At 65.5% G+C, this 21,549-nt stretch carries 19 protein-coding genes and 2 tRNA genes; 14 read left to right on the top strand and 7 right to left on the bottom strand.

Translation table 11 applies throughout. The annotated features are described in order from the left end of the window. The first annotated feature begins 88 nt into the window (after positions 1 to 88). Both QPK29_RS12425 and QPK29_RS12420 read left to right on the top strand, forming a co-directional pair. Positions 89 to 1,276: an efflux RND transporter periplasmic adaptor subunit gene (locus QPK29_RS12425; RefSeq protein ID WP_371768990.1), complete on the top strand. Its 1,188-nt coding sequence runs from the start codon at positions 89 to 91 to the stop codon at positions 1,274 to 1,276. Between the two features lie 3 nt (positions 1,277 to 1,279). Next, positions 1,280 to 4,387 (top strand): efflux RND transporter permease subunit, encoded by a 3,108-nt coding sequence (locus QPK29_RS12420; protein ID WP_371768989.1) that lies wholly within the window; start codon positions 1,280 to 1,282, stop codon positions 4,385 to 4,387. 138 nt (positions 4,388 to 4,525) lie between these two features. Here the strand turns inward: QPK29_RS12420 and QPK29_RS12415 are convergent, their stop codons facing one another. From QPK29_RS12415 to QPK29_RS12400, 4 genes are all read right to left on the bottom strand, one after another. Beyond that, positions 4,526 to 4,699, bottom strand: coding sequence for a hypothetical protein (locus QPK29_RS12415; protein ID WP_200948776.1), 174 nt, complete (start codon positions 4,697 to 4,699; stop codon positions 4,526 to 4,528). 73 nt (positions 4,700 to 4,772) lie between these two features. Continuing rightward, complete coding sequence (xerD, locus tag QPK29_RS12410) at positions 4,773 to 5,678, bottom strand: site-specific tyrosine recombinase XerD (RefSeq protein ID WP_056130141.1); 906 nt, start codon at positions 5,676 to 5,678, stop codon at positions 4,773 to 4,775. Then, positions 5,651 to 6,181, bottom strand: coding sequence for a methylated-DNA--[protein]-cysteine S-methyltransferase (locus tag QPK29_RS12405; protein ID WP_056130139.1), 531 nt, complete (start codon positions 6,179 to 6,181; stop codon positions 5,651 to 5,653). The genes xerD and QPK29_RS12405 overlap by 28 nt, the downstream gene beginning before the upstream one ends. Before the next feature lie 411 nt (positions 6,182 to 6,592). Beyond that, positions 6,593 to 7,612 (bottom strand): TRAP transporter substrate-binding protein, encoded by a 1,020-nt coding sequence (locus QPK29_RS12400; RefSeq protein ID WP_371768988.1) that lies wholly within the window; start codon positions 7,610 to 7,612, stop codon positions 6,593 to 6,595. Between the two features lie 249 nt (positions 7,613 to 7,861). Here QPK29_RS12400 and QPK29_RS12395 point away from each other — a divergent pair, with 249 nt between their 5' ends. The 3 genes from QPK29_RS12395 to QPK29_RS12385 all read left to right on the top strand — a co-directional run bounded on the left by QPK29_RS12395 (position 7,862) and on the right by QPK29_RS12385 (position 10,974). Further along, positions 7,862 to 9,856, top strand: coding sequence for a two-component system sensor histidine kinase NtrB (locus tag QPK29_RS12395; RefSeq protein WP_371768987.1), 1,995 nt, complete (start codon positions 7,862 to 7,864; stop codon positions 9,854 to 9,856). Positions 9,857 to 9,886: 30 nt separating this feature from the next. Next, positions 9,887 to 10,480 carry a response regulator transcription factor gene (locus QPK29_RS12390; RefSeq protein WP_056130130.1) on the top strand — a complete coding sequence of 198 codons (594 nt, stop codon included), beginning with the start codon at positions 9,887 to 9,889 and terminating at the stop codon, positions 10,478 to 10,480. A 164-nt stretch (positions 10,481 to 10,644) separates the two neighbouring features. Continuing rightward, positions 10,645 to 10,974 carry a DUF3052 family protein gene (locus tag QPK29_RS12385; protein WP_371768986.1) on the top strand — a complete coding sequence of 110 codons (330 nt, stop codon included), beginning with the start codon at positions 10,645 to 10,647 and terminating at the stop codon, positions 10,972 to 10,974. On the opposite strand, the gene queG is transcribed toward QPK29_RS12385, so the two are convergent. Further along, positions 10,971 to 12,062: a tRNA epoxyqueuosine(34) reductase QueG gene (gene queG, locus QPK29_RS12380; RefSeq protein ID WP_371768985.1), complete on the bottom strand. Its 1,092-nt coding sequence runs from the start codon at positions 12,060 to 12,062 to the stop codon at positions 10,971 to 10,973. The two genes, QPK29_RS12385 and queG, sit on opposite strands and share 4 nt — an antisense overlap. A gap of 31 nt (positions 12,063 to 12,093) precedes the next feature. On the opposite strand from queG, the gene tsaE reads away from it, so the two are divergent. The 4 genes from tsaE to QPK29_RS12360 all read left to right on the top strand — a co-directional run bounded on the left by tsaE (position 12,094) and on the right by QPK29_RS12360 (position 15,194). Then, entirely contained in the window at positions 12,094 to 12,594 is a 501-nt protein-coding gene (gene tsaE, locus QPK29_RS12375; protein WP_371768984.1) for a tRNA (adenosine(37)-N6)-threonylcarbamoyltransferase complex ATPase subunit type 1 TsaE, read from the top strand. Next, on the top strand, positions 12,558 to 13,973 hold the full coding sequence (locus QPK29_RS12370) for an N-acetylmuramoyl-L-alanine amidase (RefSeq protein ID WP_371768983.1): 1,416 nt from the start codon (positions 12,558 to 12,560) through the stop codon (positions 13,971 to 13,973). The genes tsaE and QPK29_RS12370 overlap by 37 nt, the downstream gene beginning before the upstream one ends. A gap of 38 nt (positions 13,974 to 14,011) precedes the next feature. Beyond that, positions 14,012 to 14,845: a D-hexose-6-phosphate mutarotase gene (locus tag QPK29_RS12365; protein WP_371768982.1), complete on the top strand. Its 834-nt coding sequence runs from the start codon at positions 14,012 to 14,014 to the stop codon at positions 14,843 to 14,845. A 118-nt stretch (positions 14,846 to 14,963) separates the two neighbouring features. Then, complete coding sequence (locus QPK29_RS12360; RefSeq protein ID WP_371768981.1) at positions 14,964 to 15,194, top strand: hypothetical protein; 231 nt, start codon at positions 14,964 to 14,966, stop codon at positions 15,192 to 15,194. 12 nt (positions 15,195 to 15,206) lie between these two features. Here the strand turns inward: QPK29_RS12360 and QPK29_RS12355 are convergent, their stop codons facing one another. Together QPK29_RS12355 and QPK29_RS12350 are read right to left on the bottom strand one after the other, a co-directional pair. Then, positions 15,207 to 16,274 (bottom strand): carbonic anhydrase, encoded by a 1,068-nt coding sequence (locus QPK29_RS12355; RefSeq protein WP_371768980.1) that lies wholly within the window; start codon positions 16,272 to 16,274, stop codon positions 15,207 to 15,209. 148 nt (positions 16,275 to 16,422) lie between these two features. Continuing rightward, on the bottom strand, positions 16,423 to 17,067 hold the full coding sequence (locus tag QPK29_RS12350; protein ID WP_056130107.1) for a VTT domain-containing protein: 645 nt from the start codon (positions 17,065 to 17,067) through the stop codon (positions 16,423 to 16,425). 182 nt (positions 17,068 to 17,249) lie between these two features. Here QPK29_RS12350 and QPK29_RS12345 point away from each other — a divergent pair, with 182 nt between their 5' ends. From QPK29_RS12345 to QPK29_RS12325, 5 genes are all read left to right on the top strand, one after another. Beyond that, positions 17,250 to 18,203 (top strand): peptidylprolyl isomerase, encoded by a 954-nt coding sequence (locus tag QPK29_RS12345; RefSeq protein ID WP_371768979.1) that lies wholly within the window; start codon positions 17,250 to 17,252, stop codon positions 18,201 to 18,203. Between the two features lie 102 nt (positions 18,204 to 18,305). After that, positions 18,306 to 20,270, top strand: a complete 1,965-nt coding sequence (mutL, locus tag QPK29_RS12340) for a DNA mismatch repair endonuclease MutL (protein WP_371768978.1) — start codon at positions 18,306 to 18,308, stop codon at positions 20,268 to 20,270. A gap of 8 nt (positions 20,271 to 20,278) precedes the next feature. Next, complete coding sequence (gene miaA / locus QPK29_RS12335) at positions 20,279 to 21,232, top strand: tRNA (adenosine(37)-N6)-dimethylallyltransferase MiaA (RefSeq protein ID WP_371768977.1); 954 nt, start codon at positions 20,279 to 20,281, stop codon at positions 21,230 to 21,232. 86 nt (positions 21,233 to 21,318) lie between these two features. After that, positions 21,319 to 21,395: transfer RNA gene (locus QPK29_RS12330), tRNA-Met, on the top strand. Between the two features lie 79 nt (positions 21,396 to 21,474). Beyond that, positions 21,475 to 21,548 (top strand) — tRNA-Met (locus QPK29_RS12325). The last annotated feature ends 1 nt before the right edge of the window (position 21,549 follow it).

The following is a 21,549-nucleotide window of genomic DNA, read 5'->3' as shown; positions in this document are numbered from 1 at the left end:
CATGCGCTGGGAGCTCCATCCTGCCTGGCAGGACGGAGCACGTGCGCTCTCCATTCCGCTCGCGCTCACCACCACATAAAGAACAACCATGAAGATCGAGTCCCTGCCTTTGTCCGCCGACCAGCCCGCCAAGAAACCGGCGCCGCGCCGCCGCGCCAGGGTCATAGCGCTGTCGCTGCTCGCCGTCGCGCTGGCGGGCGCCGGCGCGTATGCGCTGACCCACCGCGCCGCGGCCCCCGCGCCGACGGCCGCGCCGGCACCGGCGGCGGCGCCCGTGCACGAGCTGTCCGTGCGCGACATCGCCCGCATCGAGGCGCGCCCGCTGGCCGTCACGTTGCCCGTCACCGGTTCGCTCATGCCGCTGTCGCAGGCCACCGTCAAGTCGAAGGTGTCGGGCATCGTGCTGTCGACCGCCGTGCAGGAAGGCATGGACGTCAAGGCCGGCCAGGTGATCGCGCGGCTCGATCCCGCCGAGGCGCGCGCCCGCGTGGCGCAGCAGCAGGCGATGCTGGCCGACGCGCAGGCACGCCTGACGATGGCGAAGAAAAACATGAGCAACAGCGCATCGCTGCTGAAGCAGAATTTCATCGCGCAAAACGCATACGACACGTCCGCGAACGCCGTCGACCTGGCGCAGGCCGCCGTCGATTCCGCGCGCGCGCAGCTGGACCTCGCGCGCATCGCGCTGGCCGATACGACGATCCACGCGCCGCTCTCGGGCGTCGTGAGCAAGCGCCACGCGCAGGCCGGCGAAAAGCTGGCGCCGGACAGCCCCGTGTTCTCGATCGTCGACCTGAAGCACCTGACGCTCGACGCCCAGGTGCCCGCGTCCGACATCCCCCGCATCCAGGTCGGCCAGGACGTGCAGTTCAAGGTCGACGGCTTCGACGGCCGCAACTTCACGGGCAAGGTCGCGCGCATCAATCCAGCCACCGAGACGGGCTCGCGCGCCATGATCGTGTACGTGGACGTGGCGAATCCCGACGGCGTGCTGCGCGCCGGCATGTTCGCCAAGGGGACCATCGTCACCGACAAGTCGGCCGCGCATCCGCTGCTGCCGATCGGCGCCGTCCGCCAGGACAATGGCCGCGACGTCGTCTACCGTATCGCCGACGGCAAGGTCGTCGCGCAGCCCGTGAAGCTGGGCCTGCGCAACCAGGACGAAGGCGTCGTCGAAGCGCTGGAAGGCGTCGACGCCGGCATGACGGTGCTGGCCGTGCCGCTGGACGGCATCAAGCCGGGCAGCAAGGTCAAACTGCCGGACGCGAAAGGCTGAGCCATGTGGATCACCCGTACCAGTATCAAATACCCCGTCTTCGCCACGATGGTGATGGTGGGCCTGATGGTGCTCGGCCTGTTCGCGTACCGCGGCCTCGGCGTCGAGAGCATGCCGAACGTCGAGATCCCGGCCGTCTTCATCGAGACCGCGTATCCCGGCGCCTCGCCCGAGCAGGTCGAGAATGATGTAACGCGCCCGCTCGAGGAAGCGGCGAACACCGTCGGCGGCATCAAGACGATCCGCAGCACGTCGTGGGAAGGCCGCTCGGGCGTCGGCATCGAATTCCAGCTGACGGTCGACATGGACCGCGCCGTGCAGGACCTGCGCGACCGCATCAGCACCGTCCGCGGCGGCTTCCCGCGCGAGGTGAAGGAACCCATCGTGTACCGCGAGGAAGGCGAGAACACGCAGCCCGTGGTCCTGCTGGCGCTGACGTCGAAGGAGCGCAGCCTGCGCGACCTGACGATGCTGACCGACCAGGTGATCGTCAAGCGCCTGCAGGCCGTGGCGGGCGTCGGCCAGATCCGCGTCAACGGCAAGCAGGACCGCCAGGTGCTGATCGACATCCGCCCCGACCAGCTGAAGAGCCTCAACGTCGGCATCGACGAGGTGATGAACGCGATCACGACGACCAACGCCAACCTGCCGGCCGGCCGCATCAGCCGCGGCGCGCGCGAGAACCTCGTGCGCATCGAGGGCAAGATGAAGGAAGCGGCCGACTTCCGGCGCATCGTCGTCGCCAACCGCACGGGCGGCCCGATCTACCTGAGCCAGGTGGCCGACATTTCCGACGGCGCCGCCGAGGAACAGTCGATCTCGCGCGTGAACGGCGAACGTTCCATCACGCTGGAGATCGCGAAGATCCAGGACGCCAACACGGTGCAGGTGGGCACCGGCGTCAAGGCCGCCATCGAGGCGATGAAGACGACGCTGCCGAAGGACGTGCAGTTCCGCATCCTGGACGACAAGGCGAAGAACGTGCAGGGCCAGCTCGACAACGTCAAGGACACCATCCTCGAAGGTGCGCTGCTGACCATGGTGATCGTGTTCTTCTTCCTGCACTCGTGGCGCAGCACCATCATCACGGGCCTGACCCTGCCGATCTCGGTGCTGGCCAGCTTCATCGCGATGAAGTACTTCGGCTTCACGCTGAACTTCCTCACCTTGATGGCGCTGTCGCTGTGCATCGGCCTGCTGATCGACGACGCCATCGTCGTGCGCGAAAACATCGTGCGCCACCTCGGCATGGGCAAGAACCACGTGCGCGCCGCGGAAGACGGCACCAACGAGATCGGCGTCGCGGTGATGGCGACGACCTTCGCCATCGTCGCTGTGTTCGTGCCGATCGCGTTCATGAAGGGCATCATCGGCCGCTTCTTCCTGCAGTTCGGGATCACCGTCGCCGTGGCCGTGCTGGTGTCGCTGTTCGTCAGCTTCACGCTCGACCCGATGCTGTCGTCCGTGTGGCCCGACCCCGTGAAGGGCCGCTTCAAGTACATGCCGTGGCTGGGCCGCCTGATGGCGCGCATCGAGCACGGCATCGAATGGCTGCACGACGTCTACGCGAAGGTGCTGGCGCTGGCGCTGGACTGGCGTAAATCCACGCTGCTGCTCGCGGTCGTCCTGTTCGCGGCCAGCCTGATGCTGGTGCCGAAGATCGGCGGCGAGTTCGTGCCGCAGGTCGACGACGGCACCATCCACATGCGCCTGAAGACGCCGATCGGCTCCAGCCTGGACTACTCGGATGCGAAACTGCGCCAGGCCGAGGCGGCGCTGGCCGAGTTCAAGGAAATCGAAAGCGTCTCGACCATCGTCGGTTCTTGGGAGGGCCGCAATTACTCGGAAGTGCACCTGAAGCTGACGGACGTGCACAAGACGCACCGCCGCTCGCAGCAGGAGATGGAAAAAGTCATCCGCGAGCGCCTGGAGAAAATCGCCGGCATCTCGCTGACGGTGGGCCAGCGTCCGATCTACATCGCGATCCTCGGCAATGACGAGGCGAAGCTGGACGCCGTGGCCCACACGCTGATGGACAAGATGCGCAAGATCCGCGGCATCGCCGACATCGAGTACAGCCAGGAAGGCGCGAACCCGGCCACCATCGTCAAGATCAACCACGAGCTGGCGTCCGACCTCGGACTCACCGTGCAGCAGATCGGCACGGCGCTGCGTCCGTTCGTCGCCGGCGACCAGACCAACCGCTGGCTCGCGCCGGATGGCCAGAACTACGAAGTCAACGTGCAGCTGCCGAAGTCGGGCCGCGAAAAGGTGGCCGACCTGGCCGACCTGTCGGTGGCATCGAGCAAGCGTGACGCGATGGGCAACCCGGTCATGGTCCCGTTGCGCCAGGTCGTGCAATTCATCCCGTCGACGAGCCCGCAGATGCTCAAGCGCCAGGCCCTGCAGCGCCGCGTGGCGGTCTTCGCCGGCCTCGAAGGCCGTCCGCTGGGCGACGTGATGGGCGACGTGAACAAGGAAATGAAAGCCATGCAGCTGCCGGACGGCGTGCGCTTCGACGTCGGCGGCGACGCCCAGCAGATGGACGAGACGATGGCCGGCTTCGGCGTCGCCCTGGGCATCGCCGTGATCTTCATCTACCTCGTGCTGGCCTCGCAGTTCGGCAGCTTCCTGCAGCCGATCGCGATCATGGTGTCGCTGCCGCTGTCGCTGATCGGCGTGCTGGTCGCGCTGCTCATCACGAAGACGACGCTGAACATCTTTTCCATCATCGGTGTCGTGATGCTGATGGGTCTCGTGACGAAGAACGCGATCCTGCTGGTGGACTTCGCGAACCACGGCCAGCGCGAAGGCCGGTCACAGTTCGACGCGTTGATGGAAGCGGGCCAGGTGCGCCTGCGCCCGATCCTGATGACGACGCTCGCGATGATCTTCGGCATGCTGCCGATGGCGATCGGCATGGGCGAAGGCGGAGAGACGCAGGCGCCGATGGGACGTGCGGTGATCGGGGGCGTGATCACGTCGACGCTGCTCACCCTGGTCGTCGTGCCCGTGGCGTACACCTATCTCGACAGCCTGGGCAAGCGGGTGGCGGCGTGGTTCAGGAAGGGGCACGAGGAGGAAGAGGTCGCCAAGGAGCAGACCGCATAATCTACCGTCGCCCCCGCGAAGGCGGGGGCCCAATTTCTGCTGCGACAATCGATACGTTCGTGTGTCGGCACGCTAACTTGGGTTCCCGTCTTCGCAGGAAGTCGTTCCCGGCAGTGCCGGGAACGACGATTCAGACGTTCAAGCGGGGTCGTGCTCCTGCCGCGCCTCTTCCCCGGCATCTTCATCCTGCGCCGGCGCATCGTCCCCCTTGTGCTGCTTGGCTTCCTGCTTCTTGCGCGCCTTTTCGTCCGCCTTGCGTTTCTTCTCCAACTCCCGCTGGCGTTTTTCGTACTGGAAATTCGTCTTGGCCATGCTCACCTCTTGCTATCGTTGGAAAGGTCGTACTAGTCCATTATGGACCAGTCATCCTACCCCGTCTTGAGAATTAACCACGCGGGTGGTGCCGGGCGTGGAGATGCTTCAGGCGCTCGCGCGCGACGTGGGTGTAGATCTGCGTCGTGGAAATGTCGGAATGCCCCAACAGCAACTGCACCACGCGGAGATCGGCGCCGTGGTTCAGCAAATGCGTGGCGAACGCGTGACGCAGCGTGTGGGGCGACAACGGCGCCGTGATGCCCGCCTTCGCCGCATGCTTCTTGATGACGACCCAGAACATCTGGCGCGTCATCGGCCCGCCGCGGCCGGTCACGAACAGCGCGTCGTCGACCTGGCCATCGAGGATGACGCCGCGCGCCTCTTTCATGTAACGGTCCAGCCAGTGCCGCGCCTGTTCGCCGAACGGCACGAGGCGCGTCTTGCTGCCTTTACCAGTAATGCGCAGTACGCCATCGTTCAGGCTCAGTTCGACCAGCTTCAGCGCGACGAGTTCCGACACGCGCAGGCCGCTGGCATACATCAGTTCGAGCATCGTGCGCTCGCGCAGGCCCAGCGGCGTCGAGACGTCCGGCGCCGCGAGCAGCGCATCGACCTGGGCTTCGGTGAGCGTATGGACGAAACGCTGCGGCTGCTTCGCGGACGCCATGTTCAAACACGGATCGGCGGCGATGCGGCGGTCGCGCAGCGCGAGCTGGTAAAAACGCTTCAGCACGGACAGCCGGCGGTTGGCCGAACTGGGCTTCGTGTCTTCATGGCGTTCGGCGAAATAGGCGGCGACGTCCTGCGGCTCGACGGCGTACAGGTCGCTCCGCTCGGGCCGCTTGACGTCGAGCCAGCGCGCGAACAGGCGCAGGTCGCGCCGGTAGGCATCGAGGGAGTTCTTTGCGAGACCGTGCTCGAGCCAGAGCGTGTCGCAGAACGCGTCGATCAGGGGAAGATTGACTGCTGCTGCCATGGCATCTCGAGCGCCAGCGCGCCTTCGTGGCGCAGCAGCCAGCGCTTGATTCCGAGCTGGAATCCATGTTCGTCGTCGCTGCTGGAAAAACCGCCCAGGCCGCCGGACGCCGTCACGCGGTGGCACGGGATCACGAGCGGGAACCAGTTGGCGCCGCAGGCCTGGCCGACGGCGCGCGGGGCCGATTCCAGCTGCTTGGCGATCTGGCCGTACGTACGGACGCTGCCGCGCGGGATCGCGCAAATGGTGTCCCACACGCGCCGCTGGAATTCGCTGCCGGCTTCCTTCAGCGGCAGGTCGAAGCGGAAATCGGGATCCTCGAAGTAGCGCGCCACCTGGACGGCGGCCTGCTCGGCGACGGCATCCTGCGCCGATTTTTCGTGGTAATGCGGCGGCAGGTAGACCAGTTCGCGCAACCGCCCATCTTCGGTACGGATACCCATCGCTCCAAACGGCGCCGCGATGATGGCGCTGAAAATCTCGCTGCCTTGTTGTGTGCTCATCGACGCAGTGTAAGACCCGGAAGACGTGTTCGCAAGCCTGCACGGCCGTGGGCAAAAAAAACGCACCCGTAGGTGCGTTTCTAATATGGTCACGTTTTCGGCTGCCTGGTCATTGCCGGCTGCATCATATAAAACGTGTGTCTCCTCCTAACTGTTTTACGGTAAAGTTTGTGTTTACCGCTTTCTTTTCCCTCTCCCAAATCGTATTCGGTCGCTTTATCGCACCAGGTTGGTGCCAAAAGGTGCCCCATCATAACGCAACCGCATAAGAAAAGCGTAGTTTTTTATATACATTCACGAAATATATTTCGGTCATAAGCCCCCATGACATGTCATAAAAATGCTAGTGCCAGTGTTTCATTGATTACAGGCAACTAACACTTATTTACCCGCACCGAATGAGGGCGATTGTCACCGGGCCTGGGCTGTCGTGACGGGCGCCGTCGCCTGCGCGGTTGTCCTGTTGATCGCATCGATGAGATCCTTGCCGATCCGCCCTTCCACCTGCTTCTGCACGGGCAGCAGGGCGCGGCGCCAGTCGGCCTGTTCCTGCGGCGTCAAGGTATAGATCTTGGTCTTGCCGGTCTTGCGGATCGCTTCGAGGGCCGCGTCGTTGTCGCGCTGGGCGATGGTCTTTTCGAATGCCGTCGCTTCGCGCATCGCCTGCTCCAGCTCCGTCCGGATGTCGCGCGGCAGGCCGTCCCAGAATTTCTTGTTGACGATGACGGCGTAGCCCAGATAGCCGTGGTTCGACACCGTCACGTACTTCTGCACCTCATGCATCTTCTGCGTGTACATATTCGACGGCGGGTTCTCGGTGCCATCCACGATATGGGCCTGCAGGGCGGGGTAGACTTCGGAAAACGCCAGCACCTGGGGCACCGCGCCGAGCGCGCGCATCTGCACATCGAGCACCTTGGAGCCCTGGATGCGCATCCGCAGGCCGCGGAAATCCGCCGGGCTGTGCAGCGGGCGGTTGGCCGACATCACTTTAAAACCGTTGTCCCAGTAAGCCAGGCCCGTGATGCCCTTGGCTTCCAGTTTTTGCAGCAGGCTCTTGCCGATCGGCCCTTCCGTCACGGCATACAGCGCCGCCTTGGTCGGGAAAATGTACGGCAGGTCGAACGCTTCGAATTCCTTCACGCCGAGCGGCGCGAACTTGGCGAGCGACGGCGCCAGCATCTGCACGGCGCCCAGCTGCAGGGCTTCCAGCTCTTCCTTGTCCTTGTAGAGCTGGCTGTTGGGATAGACTTCGACCTTCACCCGGCCGTGCGTCCGCTGCTCCGCCAGCACGCGGAAGCGTTCGGCCGCCAGGCCCTTGGGCGCGTCCGGCGACACGACGTGGCTGAACTTGATGATGATCGGGGCCTGGGCGTGGGCGCCGGCGCCAGTCACGACAGCAAGCGCGGCCAGCAAGGCTTTGATGCGCATAAATTTCATGTTCCCGCGGTGTATATTCGGATACCGACCGCCAGTGTGCCGCTTCGCGGGTCGTACCGCTATCGTGGAAAACCACGACGGGAAACGTCGAAAAACCTGCTGCGCGTTGCACTGTTGTTCTGCGATGCTCGCTGTACTACTCGTACAGCTGCGCTTCTCAAACAACATTGCCGCCGCTCGCGACGGTTTTTCGAGGTTTCCGACACAGACAGTCGTCGGCAAAAAATGAAACGTTATCACATGAAAAGTCCATTCACCCTGCCCCGCCCCGTCAAGCAAGGCCCGTGGCGCTGGCTCGTGCCCGTATTGCTCGTGCTGCTGTTCCTGCTCGTCCTGCTGTGGCTGCCCTGGCAGGCGCGCCAGATGGAAAGCAACGAGCGGCAGGAACAATTGATCGCCGATACCTTGTGGGTCGAGCAGACCTTGCGCTTCGAGCTCGCGCGCAGCGAGGAAGCGCTGGCCGCGCTGGGCAACGACCTCGTCATCGAGACGCCGGCGCCGGCCGCCCTGCAGGCCCGTTTCGCGCAGATGTTCAAGAACGGCCACGAACTCCAGCGCATCATCTGGTACGACGCGCAGGGCCAGGTCAAGGCGAGCCGCGGCATGGAACTGCCGCCCGAAGGGCTCACGCAATCGTCGCGCGATGCCGCCGCCATGTCGCGCAGCACGCGCCTGGGACGCTACAGCGAACCATACGGTGCCACCGGCCTCGTGCACGGCCTGATCGACTTCCACCTGCCGCTGGTCCACGCCGGCAAGTACATGGGCAGCCTCGTCGCCACGTACAACCTGCAGACCTTGCTGGACGAGAACGTGCCGTGGTGGTTCGCCCAGGACAATGCCTTGTCTCTGCTCGACCGCGACGACCATGTCGTGGCGCAGCGCGCGGCGGGCGGACCGGGCCGCGGCGTCTACACGCACAAGCGCGCGCTCGACCTGCCCGGCTCGCAGATCGTGCTCGCCACCGACAGCGTCAAGGCCGCGCCGAAGCTGCTGCCGAACCTGCTGGTCGGCTCCGTGATCGTGCTGGCGCTGGGCCTCGTCATTTCGCTCGTCGCGCTGTGGCGCCACATCGCGCGCACGATCGCGGCGGAAAACGCGCTGCGCCAGCAGATGGCCTTCCGTACCGCGATGGAAGACTCGCTGCTCACGGGCCTGCGCGCACGCGACCTGGAGGGCCGTGTCACCTACGTCAACCCGGCGTTCTGCCGCATGGTCGGTTATCCCATGGAAGATCTGCTGGGCAAGAAGCCGCCGATGCCGTACTGGGCGCCGGAAGCGATGGCGGAGTACGAAGGCCGCTTCCGCAAGGTGCTGTCGGGCCAGGCGACGCCGCAGTTCGAGACCGTGTTCCAGCGCTCGGACGGCATGCGCGTGCCCGTGCTCGTGTTCGAGGCGCCCCTCGTCGACGCGCACGGGCGCCACACGGGCTGGATGAGTTCCATCCTCGACATCACGGACCGCAAGCGTGCGGAAGAACTGAATCGCCAGCAGCAGGAAAAGCTGGAGACGAGCGCGCGCCTGGCGACGATGGGCGAGATCTCGTCGATGCTCGCGCACGAACTGAACCAGCCGTTGGCCGCCATCTCCAGCTACACGGCGGGCGCGCTGAACGTGCTCGCGCGCGAGACCCAGGCGGCGCCGCTCGACACCGGCATGCTGAAACGCGCGCTGGAACAGGCCAACACGCAGGCGCGCCGCGCCGGCCAGATCATCCGCAGCGTGCACGAATTCGTGAAGAAGCGCGAACCGCACCGCGAGACGGTCGGCATTCCCAACGTCGTCGACGGCATCCGCGCCCTCGTCGAACTGCAGGCCCGCCAGAGCTATGTCGCGCTGCAGGTGGACGTGCCGGACGACCTGCCGCCCGTACTCGCGGACCGCGTGCTGATCGAGCAGGTGCTTCTCAATCTCACGCGCAACGCCATCGAGGCGATGCAGGCCATCGACCCCGAGAGGCGTGTCTTGAGGATTACCGCGCACACGGGCGAACAGGGGCAAGTCGCCGTGTCCGTGATCGACAACGGCCATGGCATTGCGCCGGAAGTGGCGGAGCGCCTGTTCTCGCCGTTCTTTTCGACGAAGGCCGAAGGCATGGGCATGGGCCTGTCGATCTGCCGCACCGCGATCGAATTCCACGGCGGCACGCTCACCCACGCGGCCAATCCGGGCGGGGGCACCGTGTTTACCTTCACGTTGCAGCAGGCGCAGGAAGCACCCGTCACCGAACGGTGAATTACAATACGTCAAAAAAAGGAGACCTGCATGCTGCACATCGTCGACGACGAAGACGTGATCCGCGACGCGCTCGAATGGCTGGCGCAATCGCGCGGGCTGCCGGCGCGCGGCTATGCGGGCGGCCAGGCCTTCCTCGACGCGCTCGGCGACCGCTTTGCGGCCGACGCTTCGCACGGCGACTGCGTGCTGCTGGACGTGCGCATGCCGGGCATGAACGGCATCGCCGTGTTCGACCAGCTGGTGGCGCGCGGCCTGCTGGCGCGCCTGCCGGTGATCTTCCTGACCGGCCACGGCGACGTGCCGATGGCCGTCGATTCCCTCAAGCGCGGCGCCTTCGACTTCTTCGAAAAACCGTTCAACGACAACCAGTTGATGGACCGCGTCGAGGAAGCCCTCGCCGCCTCGCGCAAGGCCGCGTCGCGCGACGCCATCCATGCCCGGCTGGCCACCCTGTCGGCACGCGAGCGGGAAGTCCTCGACCTCATCCTCGCCGGCAACATGAACAAGGTCGTCGCCGACAAGCTCGGCATCAGCATGCGTACGGTCGAGGTGCACCGGGCGCATATCTTCGACAAGATGCAGGTCAAGACGGCCGTCGAGCTGGCCGGCTTGCTGAAGTAATACCTGCGCACGGCAGGCCGCGCGTCCTGTGCCGCGCGGGGTTCGCTTGTAAAATCAGCCTGATCATGGAGTGGTCGAACTCACCACGTCGAAACATTCTTTAGGGAACGCAGATGAGCGAGAAGACGATAGCCGACAAAATGTTCTTGAGGAGCGCGAAATCGATGCTGATCCTGAACGGGAACGTCCACCCCGGCATGGTGTCGCAGATGCCGCCCAACCTGATCCAATCCGACCAGGAGAAAGTGGACGTCGTGCTGCTGTTCGCGATGAACCGCAAGGAACTCGAACAATATTTCCCGACCGCCAAGGAGCGCCTGGGCGACAAGGGGTCGTTGTGGGTCGCTTATCTGAAACAGACCGCCTCCAAGGCCACCGACATCAACCGCGATTCGATCAATGCGTATGCCAAGGACAACGGCATCACGGGCGTCGCCATGATTTCCATCGACGGCGACTGGTCCGCGCTGCGCATGAAGCGGATCGAACTCTAGACAGCCTCACCGTGGCGTGCGAGAGCCCACGCGACGTGTTCGCGCACGAGCGCTGACGGGTGGTCTGCGCGCGCGCGCAGCGCGCCGACGACTTCATCTGACGTGGTTGCATTGCCGAGTCCCACCGCCAGGTTGCGCAGCCAGCGCTCGTGCCCGATACGTCGGATCGGGCTGCCTTCGAGGCGGCGGTTGAAGTCAATCTCGCTCCAGCCGAACAGCTCGATGAGTCCCGCCGTGCCCAGGCCGTTCCGCTCGTCGAAATCCGGCACGGTCGCCCGCTGCGCGAACTTGTTCCACGGACAGGCAAGTTGGCAATCGTCGCAGCCGTAGATGCGGTTGCCGATCAGCGGACGGAATTCTTCCGGGATCGCGCCCTTCAGTTCGATGGTCAGATAGGAAATGCAACGGCGCGCATCCAGCCGGCCCGGGCCGAGGATCGCGCCCGTCGGGCACACGGCTATGCAGGCGCTGCATTGGCCGCAGTGGGCGCCGGTCGGCTCGTCGACGGGCAGCGGCAGGTCGACGAGGATCTCGCCGATGAAGAACGTGGAGCCCGCCTCGCGGCTCAGCAAGAGCGTGTGCTTGCCGCGCCAGCCGAGGCCGGCCTTCTGCGCCAGCGGCAGCTCCATCACGGGTGCGGAATCCGTGAACACGCGGTAGCCGTACTCGCCGACGGCCGCCTTGACCTTCTCGGCCAGGGCCTGCAGCCGGTTGCGCAACACCTTGTGATAATCGCGGCCGCGCGCATAGATCGAGACGACGGCCGCCTGCGGGTCGTCCTGGCGCAGGCGCTCGCGGGTACGCCAGTCGGGCGGCGTCTCCATCGGCAGGTAATCCATGCGCGCGCTGATCACGCGCACCGTGCCCGGCACCAGCTCGGCAGGCCGGGCGCGCTTCATGCCGTGGCTTGCCATATAATCCATCTCGCCGTGGTGGCCGGCGTCCAGCCAGGCCTGCAGGCCCGCTTCGTGGCCGGCCAGGTCGATGTCGGCGATGCGCACGTCGGCAAAGCCCAGTTCCGCGCCCCATGCCTTGATGGCCTGGGCGAGTGCGGAGAAATCGGGCTGGACGGGAAGCTGGGCGGACATTGGCGGACCTACAAACCTCATATTTTATTCGATGCAGCAGCAACCGAAACAACAACTGAGCGCTTATCTTCCCGACGAATCCGCCACGCAGGCCCTGGGCGCCGCCCTCGCGCGCGCGCTGGGCCCGGGCCTCGTGATCTACCTGCACGGCGACCTCGGCGCCGGCAAGACGGCGCTCACGCGCGCCCTGCTGCACGCGGCCGGCCACAAGGGCGCCGTCAAGAGCCCGACCTATACGCTGTCGGAGCCGTACCGCATCGAGCTGGATGGCCAACAGGTCAACCTGATCCACTACGACCTGTACCGCATGTCCAGCCCCGAGGAATTCCTCGACGCGGGGTTCCGCGAAGATTTCGATGGTAACAACATTTGCATCGTCGAATGGCCCGAAAAGGGAGAACCGGTGTTGCCGCCACCCGACGTTAAAGTGTTGCTTAAGGTCAGCGGTCGCGGGCGTGAGGTAGAATTGCAAGCGTTGTCCGACTTGGGCCTGCTATGCCTCGAACGCCTGCACTACCCCCCGACGCCCTGATTCCAGGTTCCCCGAAACGACGCACTATCCTCAAGGCCGGCGGTACGCTGCTGCTGTCCGTCGTCGCCCCGCTGACGGCATCCGCCGCCCAGATCATGGCCGTGCGCGTGTGGCCGGCCGACGAGTACACCCGCGTCACCCTGGAAAACGACGGCGAGCTCAAGACGACGCACTTCATGGTGCCGGACCCGCCGCGCCTCGTCGTCGACATCGACGGCCTCGCGCTGAACGACACGCTGAAAAGCCTCGTCGCCAAGATCGAGTCGAACGACCCGTACATCAAGCAGGTGCGCGTGGGCCAGAACCGGCCCAACGTCGTGCGCCTCGTGTTCGACCTGAAGGAAGAGGTCAAGCCGCAGGTGTTCAACCTGGCGCCCATCGCCGGCTATCACCACCGCCTGATCTTCGACCTGTATCCCGTCAAGCCCGTCGACCCGCTCGCGAGCATGATCGCCAAGGAAAACTGGACGACGGACGCGGCCCCCGCCACGCCGACCCCGGCCGTGCAGCCGGGCGAGCCGACGGTCGGCCAGGCCGGTCCGGATGCCATCGCCAAGCTGGAAGCGGATGCCGCCCGCGCCGGCTCCACGCCCGCGCAGCCGCAGCCGACGACGCCGCAACCGGCCCAGCCGCATGCGCCCGCCAAGGCCGCGCCGGGACAGAAGGTGGCGCGCATGGTCACCATCGCGCTCGACCCCGGCCACGGCGGCGAGGATCCCGGCGCGACCGGCACCACGGGCGTGCACGAGAAGGACATCGTGCTCGCGGTGGCGAAGCGCCTGAAAGCGAAACTGGAAGACTTGCCGAACACGCGCGTGATGCTGACGCGCGACGCCGACTTCTTCGTCCCCCTCGGCCAGCGCGTGGAAAAAGCTCGGAAGGTGCAGGCCGACCTGTTCGTGTCGATCCACGCCGACGCCTTCGTCGAACCGACGGCGCGCGGCTCCTCCGTGTTCGTGCTGTCGGAAAAAGGCGCCAGCTCGAGCGCGGCGCGCTGGCTGGCGGCCGACCAGAACAAGGCCGACCTGATCGGCGGCGTGAATCTCGGCAGCCACGACAGGCAGCTGGCGAGCGTGCTGATGGACCTGTCGCAGACGGCCCAGATCAACGACAGCATGAAGCTCGGCAAGGCCGTGCTGACGGAAATCGGCGGCATCAACCGCCTGCACCGCGGCGTCGTCGAACAGGCCGGTTTTGCCGTGCTGAAGGCGCCGGACATCCCCTCGATCCTCGTCGAGACCGCATTCATCTCTAATCCGGAAGAGGAAGCGCGGCTGAAGGATGATGCCTACCAGAACCAACTGGCCGACGCGATCACGAAAGGCATCAAGCGCTACTTCGCGTACAATCCGCCGCTGGCGAAGAGCCGCATGACTTAATGGGACGCCCGCGGGCGTCCCCCCTGAGGAGGATTCTCGTGAGCGCAACGACCATCAACTTCGGGCAATTGCCCGCCCTGCAACTTCGCGCGCCGGACGGTGCCGAGGCGACCATCACGTTGTACGGCGCCCATGTCGTGTCGTGGAAAGCCGTCACCACGGCCGGCGGGCCGGCCCAGGAACGCCTGTTCCTGAGCAGCCTGTCCGCGCTGGACGGCCAGAAGGCGATCCGCGGCGGCGTGCCCGTCATCTTTCCCCAGTTCGCCGAGCGCGGCACCGGCATGCGCCACGGCTTTGCGCGCGTCGCGACCTGGCGCGTCCTCGACCAGGGCGAAGCGGATGGTGCCGCGTTCGCGGTGCTGGCGCTGAATCAGGGCGATCTGCCCCAGCAGCTCGCAGCCGCCTGGCCTTACGCCTTCGAACTGCTGCTGCGCGTGGCGGTGCGCGGTGCGCAACTGGACATGTCGCTCGACGTGCGCAACACCGGCACGCAGGCCTTCCCGTTCGCCGCCGCGCTGCATACATACCACCTCGTCGAGGACGTGGAAGCCGTGCGCATCGACGGCGTGCAGGCGGAGACGCTCGCCATCACCGACAAGCTCGACCAGGTGTTCGAGCGCATCCAGGGGGCGATCGCGTTCGACACGGGCGCGGACAAGGTGACGCTGGAGCAGACGGGCTTCAACGACGCCGTCGTGTGGAACCCGGGCGCGGCCGACGCGGCGGCGCTGTCCGACATGGAAGACGAGGAATACCGCCGCTTCGTCTGCATCGAGCCTGCCCTGCTGGGGGATGCGGCCGCCCGACCGCAGCAACTGGAGCCGGGCGGGATCTGGCGCGGGACATACCGGGCCGTCGTCCAGGCAGGATGAACAGCAACGCCGGCATTTGCCGGCGTTTCATTTTGTAGCAAAAAATGCGCGGTGCGCCTCGTCATGCGGCCTAAACTACATGCTACGAGCATGGGAGGACACGCAAGGAGGAGACGCAATGAGTACATTGGTGAAACGGCTGGCACTCGTGCTGGCGGCGGGGTCCGCCCTGTCCGGCTGCGCCGTCTATGCGCCGCCTTATGCGGCCTACGACGCGCCTTATTCTCCGTACGGCTATGGTCCCACGTATGTCGGACCGCCCGTCTCGCTCGACTTCAGCTATCACGAGTACGATCGTGGCGGCCGTGGCTGGCATGGGCACCGTGGCGGTGGCCGCCGCTGGCGTTGAGCACGCCAGCGCTCAGTTCGATTCCTTGATCAAGCGGCCCGCGGTCGACTGGACCGGCCGCGCGTTCAACGGATACAGGCGCGAGAACAGGGCCATCTGCGCCGGCGACGCCTGCATCGGCTGCTTGAACACCATCCACAGCACGCCTTCCGTGCACGGCGGTTCCGTCAGCGAGCCCATGTAGGTGAAATACTCGCGCCGTTCCGGCAGCGCGTCGGTCGGGTCGATCACGATCGAGGGCGAGACGGTGTCGAATTTTTCCAGCGGCAGGTTGTCCCAGATCGTCTGCATCAGGCGGTGCGGCTGGCCGCGCTCCAGCAGCACGGCGATGATCGCGATCTTGCCTTCGGCGCTCTTGTGCACGAGGTGGATGACCATCTCCGTGCCCTTGCCGTTGATCTTTTCTTCCGACGGACGGTGGAAGTGAAATTCCTGCAATTCGTACACGGTGTTGCCGACCGTGATGAAATTGCCGCCACCCACCGTCACCTGGATCGTGTGGCCGTTGTTGACCTCGCTGAACGACGACGGGTGGTAGTCGAAGCTGATCTGTTCGAGATTGACCTTGATGCCGTCGCGCAAGTCGATCGGCGACTGGCGGTTGCCGGTGCCGCACTTGGCCCAGTCGACATTGATCTTCGACCAGTTCGCCGGGCCCAGCTCGCCCTCGTACGACCACACGGTGCCGTGCTTCGGCGCAGCGGCGATGGCGGCCGCCGCGGCGGCGGCCTGCTCCTCCTGCCTGCGCTTCGCATCGGCGAGTTTTTTCGCGCGCGCGGCGGCCGTCGCGCGGGCTTGCTGGCGCTCGCGCAGCGCGGCCAGGCGCTGGGCGATCTTGGCCGACAGCTCGACCTCGGCATCTTCCTCGCTGGCCGAGCTGGCGCTCGCGGCCGGTTCGGCTTTCGGTTCGGCTTTCTTTTCGGCGGGCTCGGCCTTTTTCGTCGCGGCCGGCACCATGGCCGAAGCCGGCCGGGACACGGAAGCCGCCAGCCTGGCTGCCGCCGCGGCGGCGGGATCGTTCGCGGCGCTTGCGCTCAGGGCGACGCAGCTGCAAGCGAACAGGGCGATCAGGGTACGCATGGGAATCCAGTAGTATTGCTCTCCCCTGTCTTATCGGCGTGACCGACAGTAAACTTGAGCCTGGGGAACAATTCCGTGCATCAATAGCCGCCGCAAATAAAAAACGCGCCGTCATGCGGCGCGTTTCATGTGATCACATTGTCGGGCTTCAGCGGCTCATCATGCGCCGTCCAACCTTGTACAGCCCGCCCAGCGCCAGGGGCACGACGGCCGCGCCGACGCCCACCAGCACGATGATCGTCAGGTGATCGCGGATCACCGGGATATTGCCGAAGAAGTAACCGCCGGTCACCAGGCTGACCACCCAGGCCACGGCGCCCGTGACGTTGTACATCTGGAAGCGGGCATGGGTCATGTCCGAGATGCCCGCGACAAACGGCGCGAACGTGCGCACGACGGGCACGAAACGGGCCAGGATGATCGTCTTGCCGCCGTGGCGTTCGAAGAATTCGTGGGTGCGATGCAGGGCGTCCTTGTTCAGCCAGCGGTAATCGTGCGTGAACACGCGATGCCCGATCGCCCCGCCGATGTAATAGTTGAGGGTATTGCCCGTCACCGCCGCCACGATCAACAGGAGCGTTAGCAAGGCATAACTCATCTCGCCGGTGGCGCAGAAGGCGCCGGCGATGAACAGGAGGGTGTCACCGGGGAAAAAGAACAGAACCACGAGGCCGGTTTCGCAGAACACGATGGCGAACAGCACGGCATACACATACACCCCGTATTGCGCCAGCAATGTGCCGAGGGTCTTATCGACATGAAGAATCATGTCGAAGAATTGCATCAGATCCATAATTTTCCTAAATGGTAGCGCCGAATCATACCATCAGTCCGACCCCGAAAATGGCTGCCGGCTCATCTTCACGGCGAATTTTCTTCATCGGCAAAAATGTTTTAATTTTAATATTTTCCAGATTACAATCGTCATCACACATCCAATGATCCGGCCCGCCACAAGCGGCCAAGGAGACGACATTGAAGAAGGCATATTTCCCCTTCCGGCACACGATTCTCGCCGCCACCTGCGCCCTTTTCGCGGCGGCCGCCGGCGCCAGGGAACTCCCGCCGAAGCCCAGCGTCGCCGACATCGTCAAGGCATCGAAACCGTCGGACTGGCGGCCTCTCGACCCGGACAACACGCTGTACATGGAACTCCCGTTCGGCCGCGTCGTCATCGAACTGGCGCCGACGTTCGCGCCGAACCACGTGAAGAACATCAAGGCCCTCGTGCGCGAGCATTATTTCGACGGACTGGCCGTCGTGCGCGTGCAGGACAACTGGGTCGTGCAATGGGGCGATCCGAACGAAGACAACGACAAGGTGCGCCCGATCAAAGGTGCGCAGAAGACGCTGAAGGCCGAGTTCACCGTCCCCCTCAGGAACGATACGCATTTCACGCGGATGAAGGACGTCGACGGCTACGCGCCCCAGGTCGGCCATTCGAACGGTTTCCCGGTCGGCCGCGACCCGAAGACGGGCGAGACCTGGCTGGCGCACTGCTACGGCATGGTCGGCGTGGGTCGCGACAACGATGCCGACAGCGGCGGCGGCACGGCGCTGTATGCCGTGATCGGCCCGGCGCGCCACCTCGACCGCAACATCACGGTGGTCGGCCGCGTGATCTCCGGCATGCCGCAACTGTCCGCCCTGCCGCGCGGCCCCGCGCCGATGGGGTTCTACGACAAGCCGGAGATGAACGTGCCGATCGCATCGGTTAAGGTGGCGGCCGACGTCCCGGCGGACCAGCGCAGCCGTTTCGAAGTGATGCGCACCGAGAGCGCCGTCTACCAGAGCGTCCTGGACGCCCAGCGCAACCGCGGCGGCCCGTGGACCAAGGTCGCGGCCGGCCATCTCGACCTGTGCGCAGCGCCGACTCCCGTGCGGGAACAAAAACCGGGGTCAGAGCCCGGTTTTTGGCAACTTCTTTAAAGACATTTTGTCAATCAATGTCCTCAAATCGGGCTCTGACCCCGGTTTGGGAAAAATCAAACACCTCCGGTTTCGGGGCTTGCCGCGAGCTATAATTTACGGATGAACGCCCCGGCCCCCACCCACCGCCCCATCCAGCAGCTTCCCGACCAGCTCATCTCGCAGATCGCCGCCGGCGAGGTCGTCGAGCGGCCGTCGGCGGTGGTGAAGGAGTTGCTGGAAAACGCGCTCGACGCCGGCGCCACGCAGGTCACGGTCCGGCTCGAGGAAGGCGGCGTCAAACGCATCGCCATTACCGATAACGGCCGCGGCATCCCGCCCGAGGAATTGCCGCTCGCGCTGGCCCGTCACGCGACGTCGAAGATCGCGTCGCTGACCGACCTCGAGAACGTGAACACACTCGGCTTCCGCGGCGAGGCGCTCGCGTCGATCGCGTCGGTCGCCGCCGTCAAGATCACGTCACGCACCCAGGGCGCCGCGCACGCGTGGGAGATCGTCGGCTCGCACCAGGGCACGGTGTCGCCGTCGTCCGGTCCGTTCGGCACGACGATCGACGTGCAGGACCTGTATTTCAATACGCCCGCGCGCCGCAAGTTCCTGAAATCCGAGCAGACCGAATACGGCCACTGCGCCGAAGTCGTGCGCCGCATCGCGCTGGCGCGGCCGGACGTGTCGTTCAGCCTGACCCACAATGGCCGCACGATCGACCACTGGAACACGAGCGAATCGGCCAAGCGCAGCGCGCAGATCCTCGGCGGCGACTTCGCCGAAGCCCGCCTGCAGCTCGACGAGAGTGCCGGTCCGCTGCGCCTGCACGGCTACGTCGGCCTGCCGACGGCGTCGAAGGCGCGCGCCGACAGCCAGTATTTTTATGTCAACGGCCGCTTCGTGCGCGACAAGCTGCTCGTCCACGCCGTGAAAGCCGCGTACGAGGACGTGCTGCACGGCGACCGCTTTCCGTCGTACGTGCTGGCGCTCGAACTCGACCCGGCGATGGTCGACGTGAACGTGCACCCGTCGAAGATCGAAGTGCGCTTCCGCGACAGCCGCGCCGTCCACCAGTTCGTGTTCCACGCCGTGCAGCGCGCGTTGGCCCGCACGTCGGCGACGGCGCACGGCGATACGCCCGCACCCGTGAGCGCCGCCGAGATCACGCCGTCGTCCACGTCGCTGGGCGACACGCCGTCGTGGCGCCGGCCGCACGAGCAGACGTCGTTCGGGTCGCAACTGGCATCGCCCGCCTGGACCTCGGGCTCGGGCGGCGGTGGTGGCGGTGGCTCGCGCGCCTCATCGACGTTCTCGCCGTCCCCGTTCCCGCCCGGCAGCCGCTGGGATGCGCCGACGGGCGCCGGCGTCCCGCAACGCACCTCGGACTATGGCGCGCTGTTCACCGGCACGCCGAAACCCCCGCAACCGCCGGGCGTGCAGGAAGCCCCGCTGCCAGAGACGACCAGGCCCGCCTCCGACGACGACTTCCCGCTCGGCTTCGCGCTGGCCCAGCTGCACGGCATCTACGTGCTGGCGCAGAACCGCAAAGGGTTGGTCCTCGTCGACATGCACGCGGCGCACGAACGCATCCTGTACGAACAGCTGAAGAACGCGCTCGATGCCCAGGCCGGCGGCGAGCAGATGCAGGTGCAGCAGATGCTGATCCCCGTGACGTTCTTCGCCGACGCCATCGAAGTGGGCACCGCGCAGGAAGAACAGGAGACGCTGAAGGCGCTGGGCTTCGACATCGCGGCCGTATCGCCGACGACGCTCGCCGTGCGTGCCGTGCCGACGCTCCTCAAGAACGCCGACGCGCAAACGCTCGCGCGCGACGTGCTGCGCGACGTGCGCGAATTCGGCGGCTCGCGCGTGCTGATCGAGCGCCGCAACGAACTGCTCGGCACCCTCGCCTGCCACACGGCCGTGCGCGCGAACCGCATCCTCACGCAGCCCGAGATGAACGCCCTGCTGCGCCAGATGGAAGCGACGGAACGCGCCGACCAGTGCAACCACGGCCGCCCGACCTGGGTCCAACTCGAAATCGCCGCGCTCGACAAGCTGTTCCTGCGCGGCCAGTAAAGCCTCACATGACATCGCAACACAAACCGCTGGCGGTAGCCATCATGGGCCCGACCGCGTCCGGCAAGACGGCAGCGGCGCTCACCATCGCCAAGGAAATCCCGGTCGAGATCATCTCGGTCGACTCCGCCCTCGTCTACCGCGGCATGGACATCGGCACGGCAAAACCGTCGGCCGAGGAACTCGCGAGCGCGCCGCATCACCTCATCGACATCATCGATCCGCTCGACGCCTACTCCGTCGCGCAGTTCCGCGAAGATGCGATCCGGCTCGTGGCCGAGATCCAGGCGCGCGGCCGGCTGCCGCTGCTCGTCGGCGGCACGATGATGTACTTCAAGGGCCTGAACGACGGCCTGGACGACCTGCCCACCGCCGATGCCGACGTGCGTGCACGCCTCGACGCGGAAGCGGCGCGCATCGGCTGGCCCGGCATGCACGCGAAGCTGCGCGACGTCGATCCGGTCACCGCGGACCGTCTCGCGCCGAACGACGCCCAGCGCATCAACCGCGCGCTGGAGATCCATGAATTGTCGGGCAAGCCGATGTCCGCCCTGCTCGCGCGCCGCGAGAAGCAGGAACTGCCATTCGACCTCGTACCGTTCGCACTGGAGCCATCGGACCGCGCCGTGCTGCACGAGCGCATCGCGCTGCGCTTCGACCAGATGCTGGGCAAGTACGACGACACCGGCATCGTGGCCGAGGTCGCGGGCCTGCGCGCGCGCGGCGATTTAAACCCGAACCTGCCGTCGATGCGCTGCGTGGGCTACCGCCAGGCGTGGGAATACCTCGACGGCACGATCGACCGCGCCCAGCTGCGCGAGACGGGCATCATCGCCACGCGCCAGCTGGCCAAGCGCCAGCTGACCTGGTTGCGGTCGATGCCGGAGCGGATCGTGATCGATTGCCTGGGGCCGGATCCGGCGCGCCGGATGCTTGCTCATCTGGCCACGTTGCGGGCGTGAGACGATTCGTGCGGGGCTGGACAGGGTGATCCTGAGGGGGTAGCCTTGACACGTCGGGGTGCGGACGGCATAATGCACCCCGTTCTGGTGATATAGCTCAGTTGGTTAGAGCATAGCATTCATAATGCTAGGGTCGGTGGTTCAAGTCCACCTATCACCACCAAGGATTCAAGCGAAATGGCTTGGCACTCGAGGCTGAGCCATTTTGTTTTAAAAGTGTTTGTTTCAGCAGTGATGCAGCTGGTGATATAGCTCAGTTGGTTAGAGCATAGCATTCATAATGCTAGGGTCGGTGGTTCAAGTCCACCTATCACCAC

The organism is Massilia orientalis (genome assembly GCF_030411975.2).
Classification (GTDB): domain Bacteria; phylum Pseudomonadota; class Gammaproteobacteria; order Burkholderiales; family Burkholderiaceae_D; genus Telluria; species Telluria orientalis.
The sequence above is the reverse complement of the archived record's forward strand: the minus strand, read 5'-3'. Positions and strand labels throughout refer to the sequence as shown.

Coding starts and splice junctions, on each gene's coding strand:
- QPK29_RS12425 (WP_371768990.1), top strand. CDS start 89: ATGAAGATCGAGTCCCTGCCTTTGTCCGCCGACCAGCCCGCCAAGAAA.
- QPK29_RS12420 (WP_371768989.1), top strand. CDS start 1,280: ATGTGGATCACCCGTACCAGTATCAAATACCCCGTCTTCGCCACGATG.
- QPK29_RS12415 (WP_200948776.1), bottom strand. CDS start 4,699: ATGGCCAAGACGAATTTCCAGTACGAAAAACGCCAGCGGGAGTTGGAG.
- xerD (WP_056130141.1), bottom strand. CDS start 5,678: ATGGCAGCAGCAGTCAATCTTCCCCTGATCGACGCGTTCTGCGACACG.
- QPK29_RS12405 (WP_056130139.1), bottom strand. CDS start 6,181: ATGAGCACACAACAAGGCAGCGAGATTTTCAGCGCCATCATCGCGGCG.
- QPK29_RS12400 (WP_371768988.1), bottom strand. CDS start 7,612: ATGCGCATCAAAGCCTTGCTGGCCGCGCTTGCTGTCGTGACTGGCGCC.
- QPK29_RS12395 (WP_371768987.1), top strand. CDS start 7,862: ATGAAAAGTCCATTCACCCTGCCCCGCCCCGTCAAGCAAGGCCCGTGG.
- QPK29_RS12390 (WP_056130130.1), top strand. CDS start 9,887: ATGCTGCACATCGTCGACGACGAAGACGTGATCCGCGACGCGCTCGAA.
- QPK29_RS12385 (WP_371768986.1), top strand. CDS start 10,645: ATGCTGATCCTGAACGGGAACGTCCACCCCGGCATGGTGTCGCAGATG.
- queG (WP_371768985.1), bottom strand. CDS start 12,062: ATGTCCGCCCAGCTTCCCGTCCAGCCCGATTTCTCCGCACTCGCCCAG.
- tsaE (WP_371768984.1), top strand. CDS start 12,094: ATGCAGCAGCAACCGAAACAACAACTGAGCGCTTATCTTCCCGACGAA.
- QPK29_RS12370 (WP_371768983.1), top strand. CDS start 12,558: ATGCCTCGAACGCCTGCACTACCCCCCGACGCCCTGATTCCAGGTTCC.
- QPK29_RS12360 (WP_371768981.1), top strand. CDS start 14,964: ATGAGTACATTGGTGAAACGGCTGGCACTCGTGCTGGCGGCGGGGTCC.
- QPK29_RS12355 (WP_371768980.1), bottom strand. CDS start 16,274: ATGCGTACCCTGATCGCCCTGTTCGCTTGCAGCTGCGTCGCCCTGAGC.
- QPK29_RS12350 (WP_056130107.1), bottom strand. CDS start 17,067: ATGGATCTGATGCAATTCTTCGACATGATTCTTCATGTCGATAAGACC.
- mutL (WP_371768978.1), top strand. CDS start 18,306: ATGAACGCCCCGGCCCCCACCCACCGCCCCATCCAGCAGCTTCCCGAC.
- miaA (WP_371768977.1), top strand. CDS start 20,279: ATGACATCGCAACACAAACCGCTGGCGGTAGCCATCATGGGCCCGACC.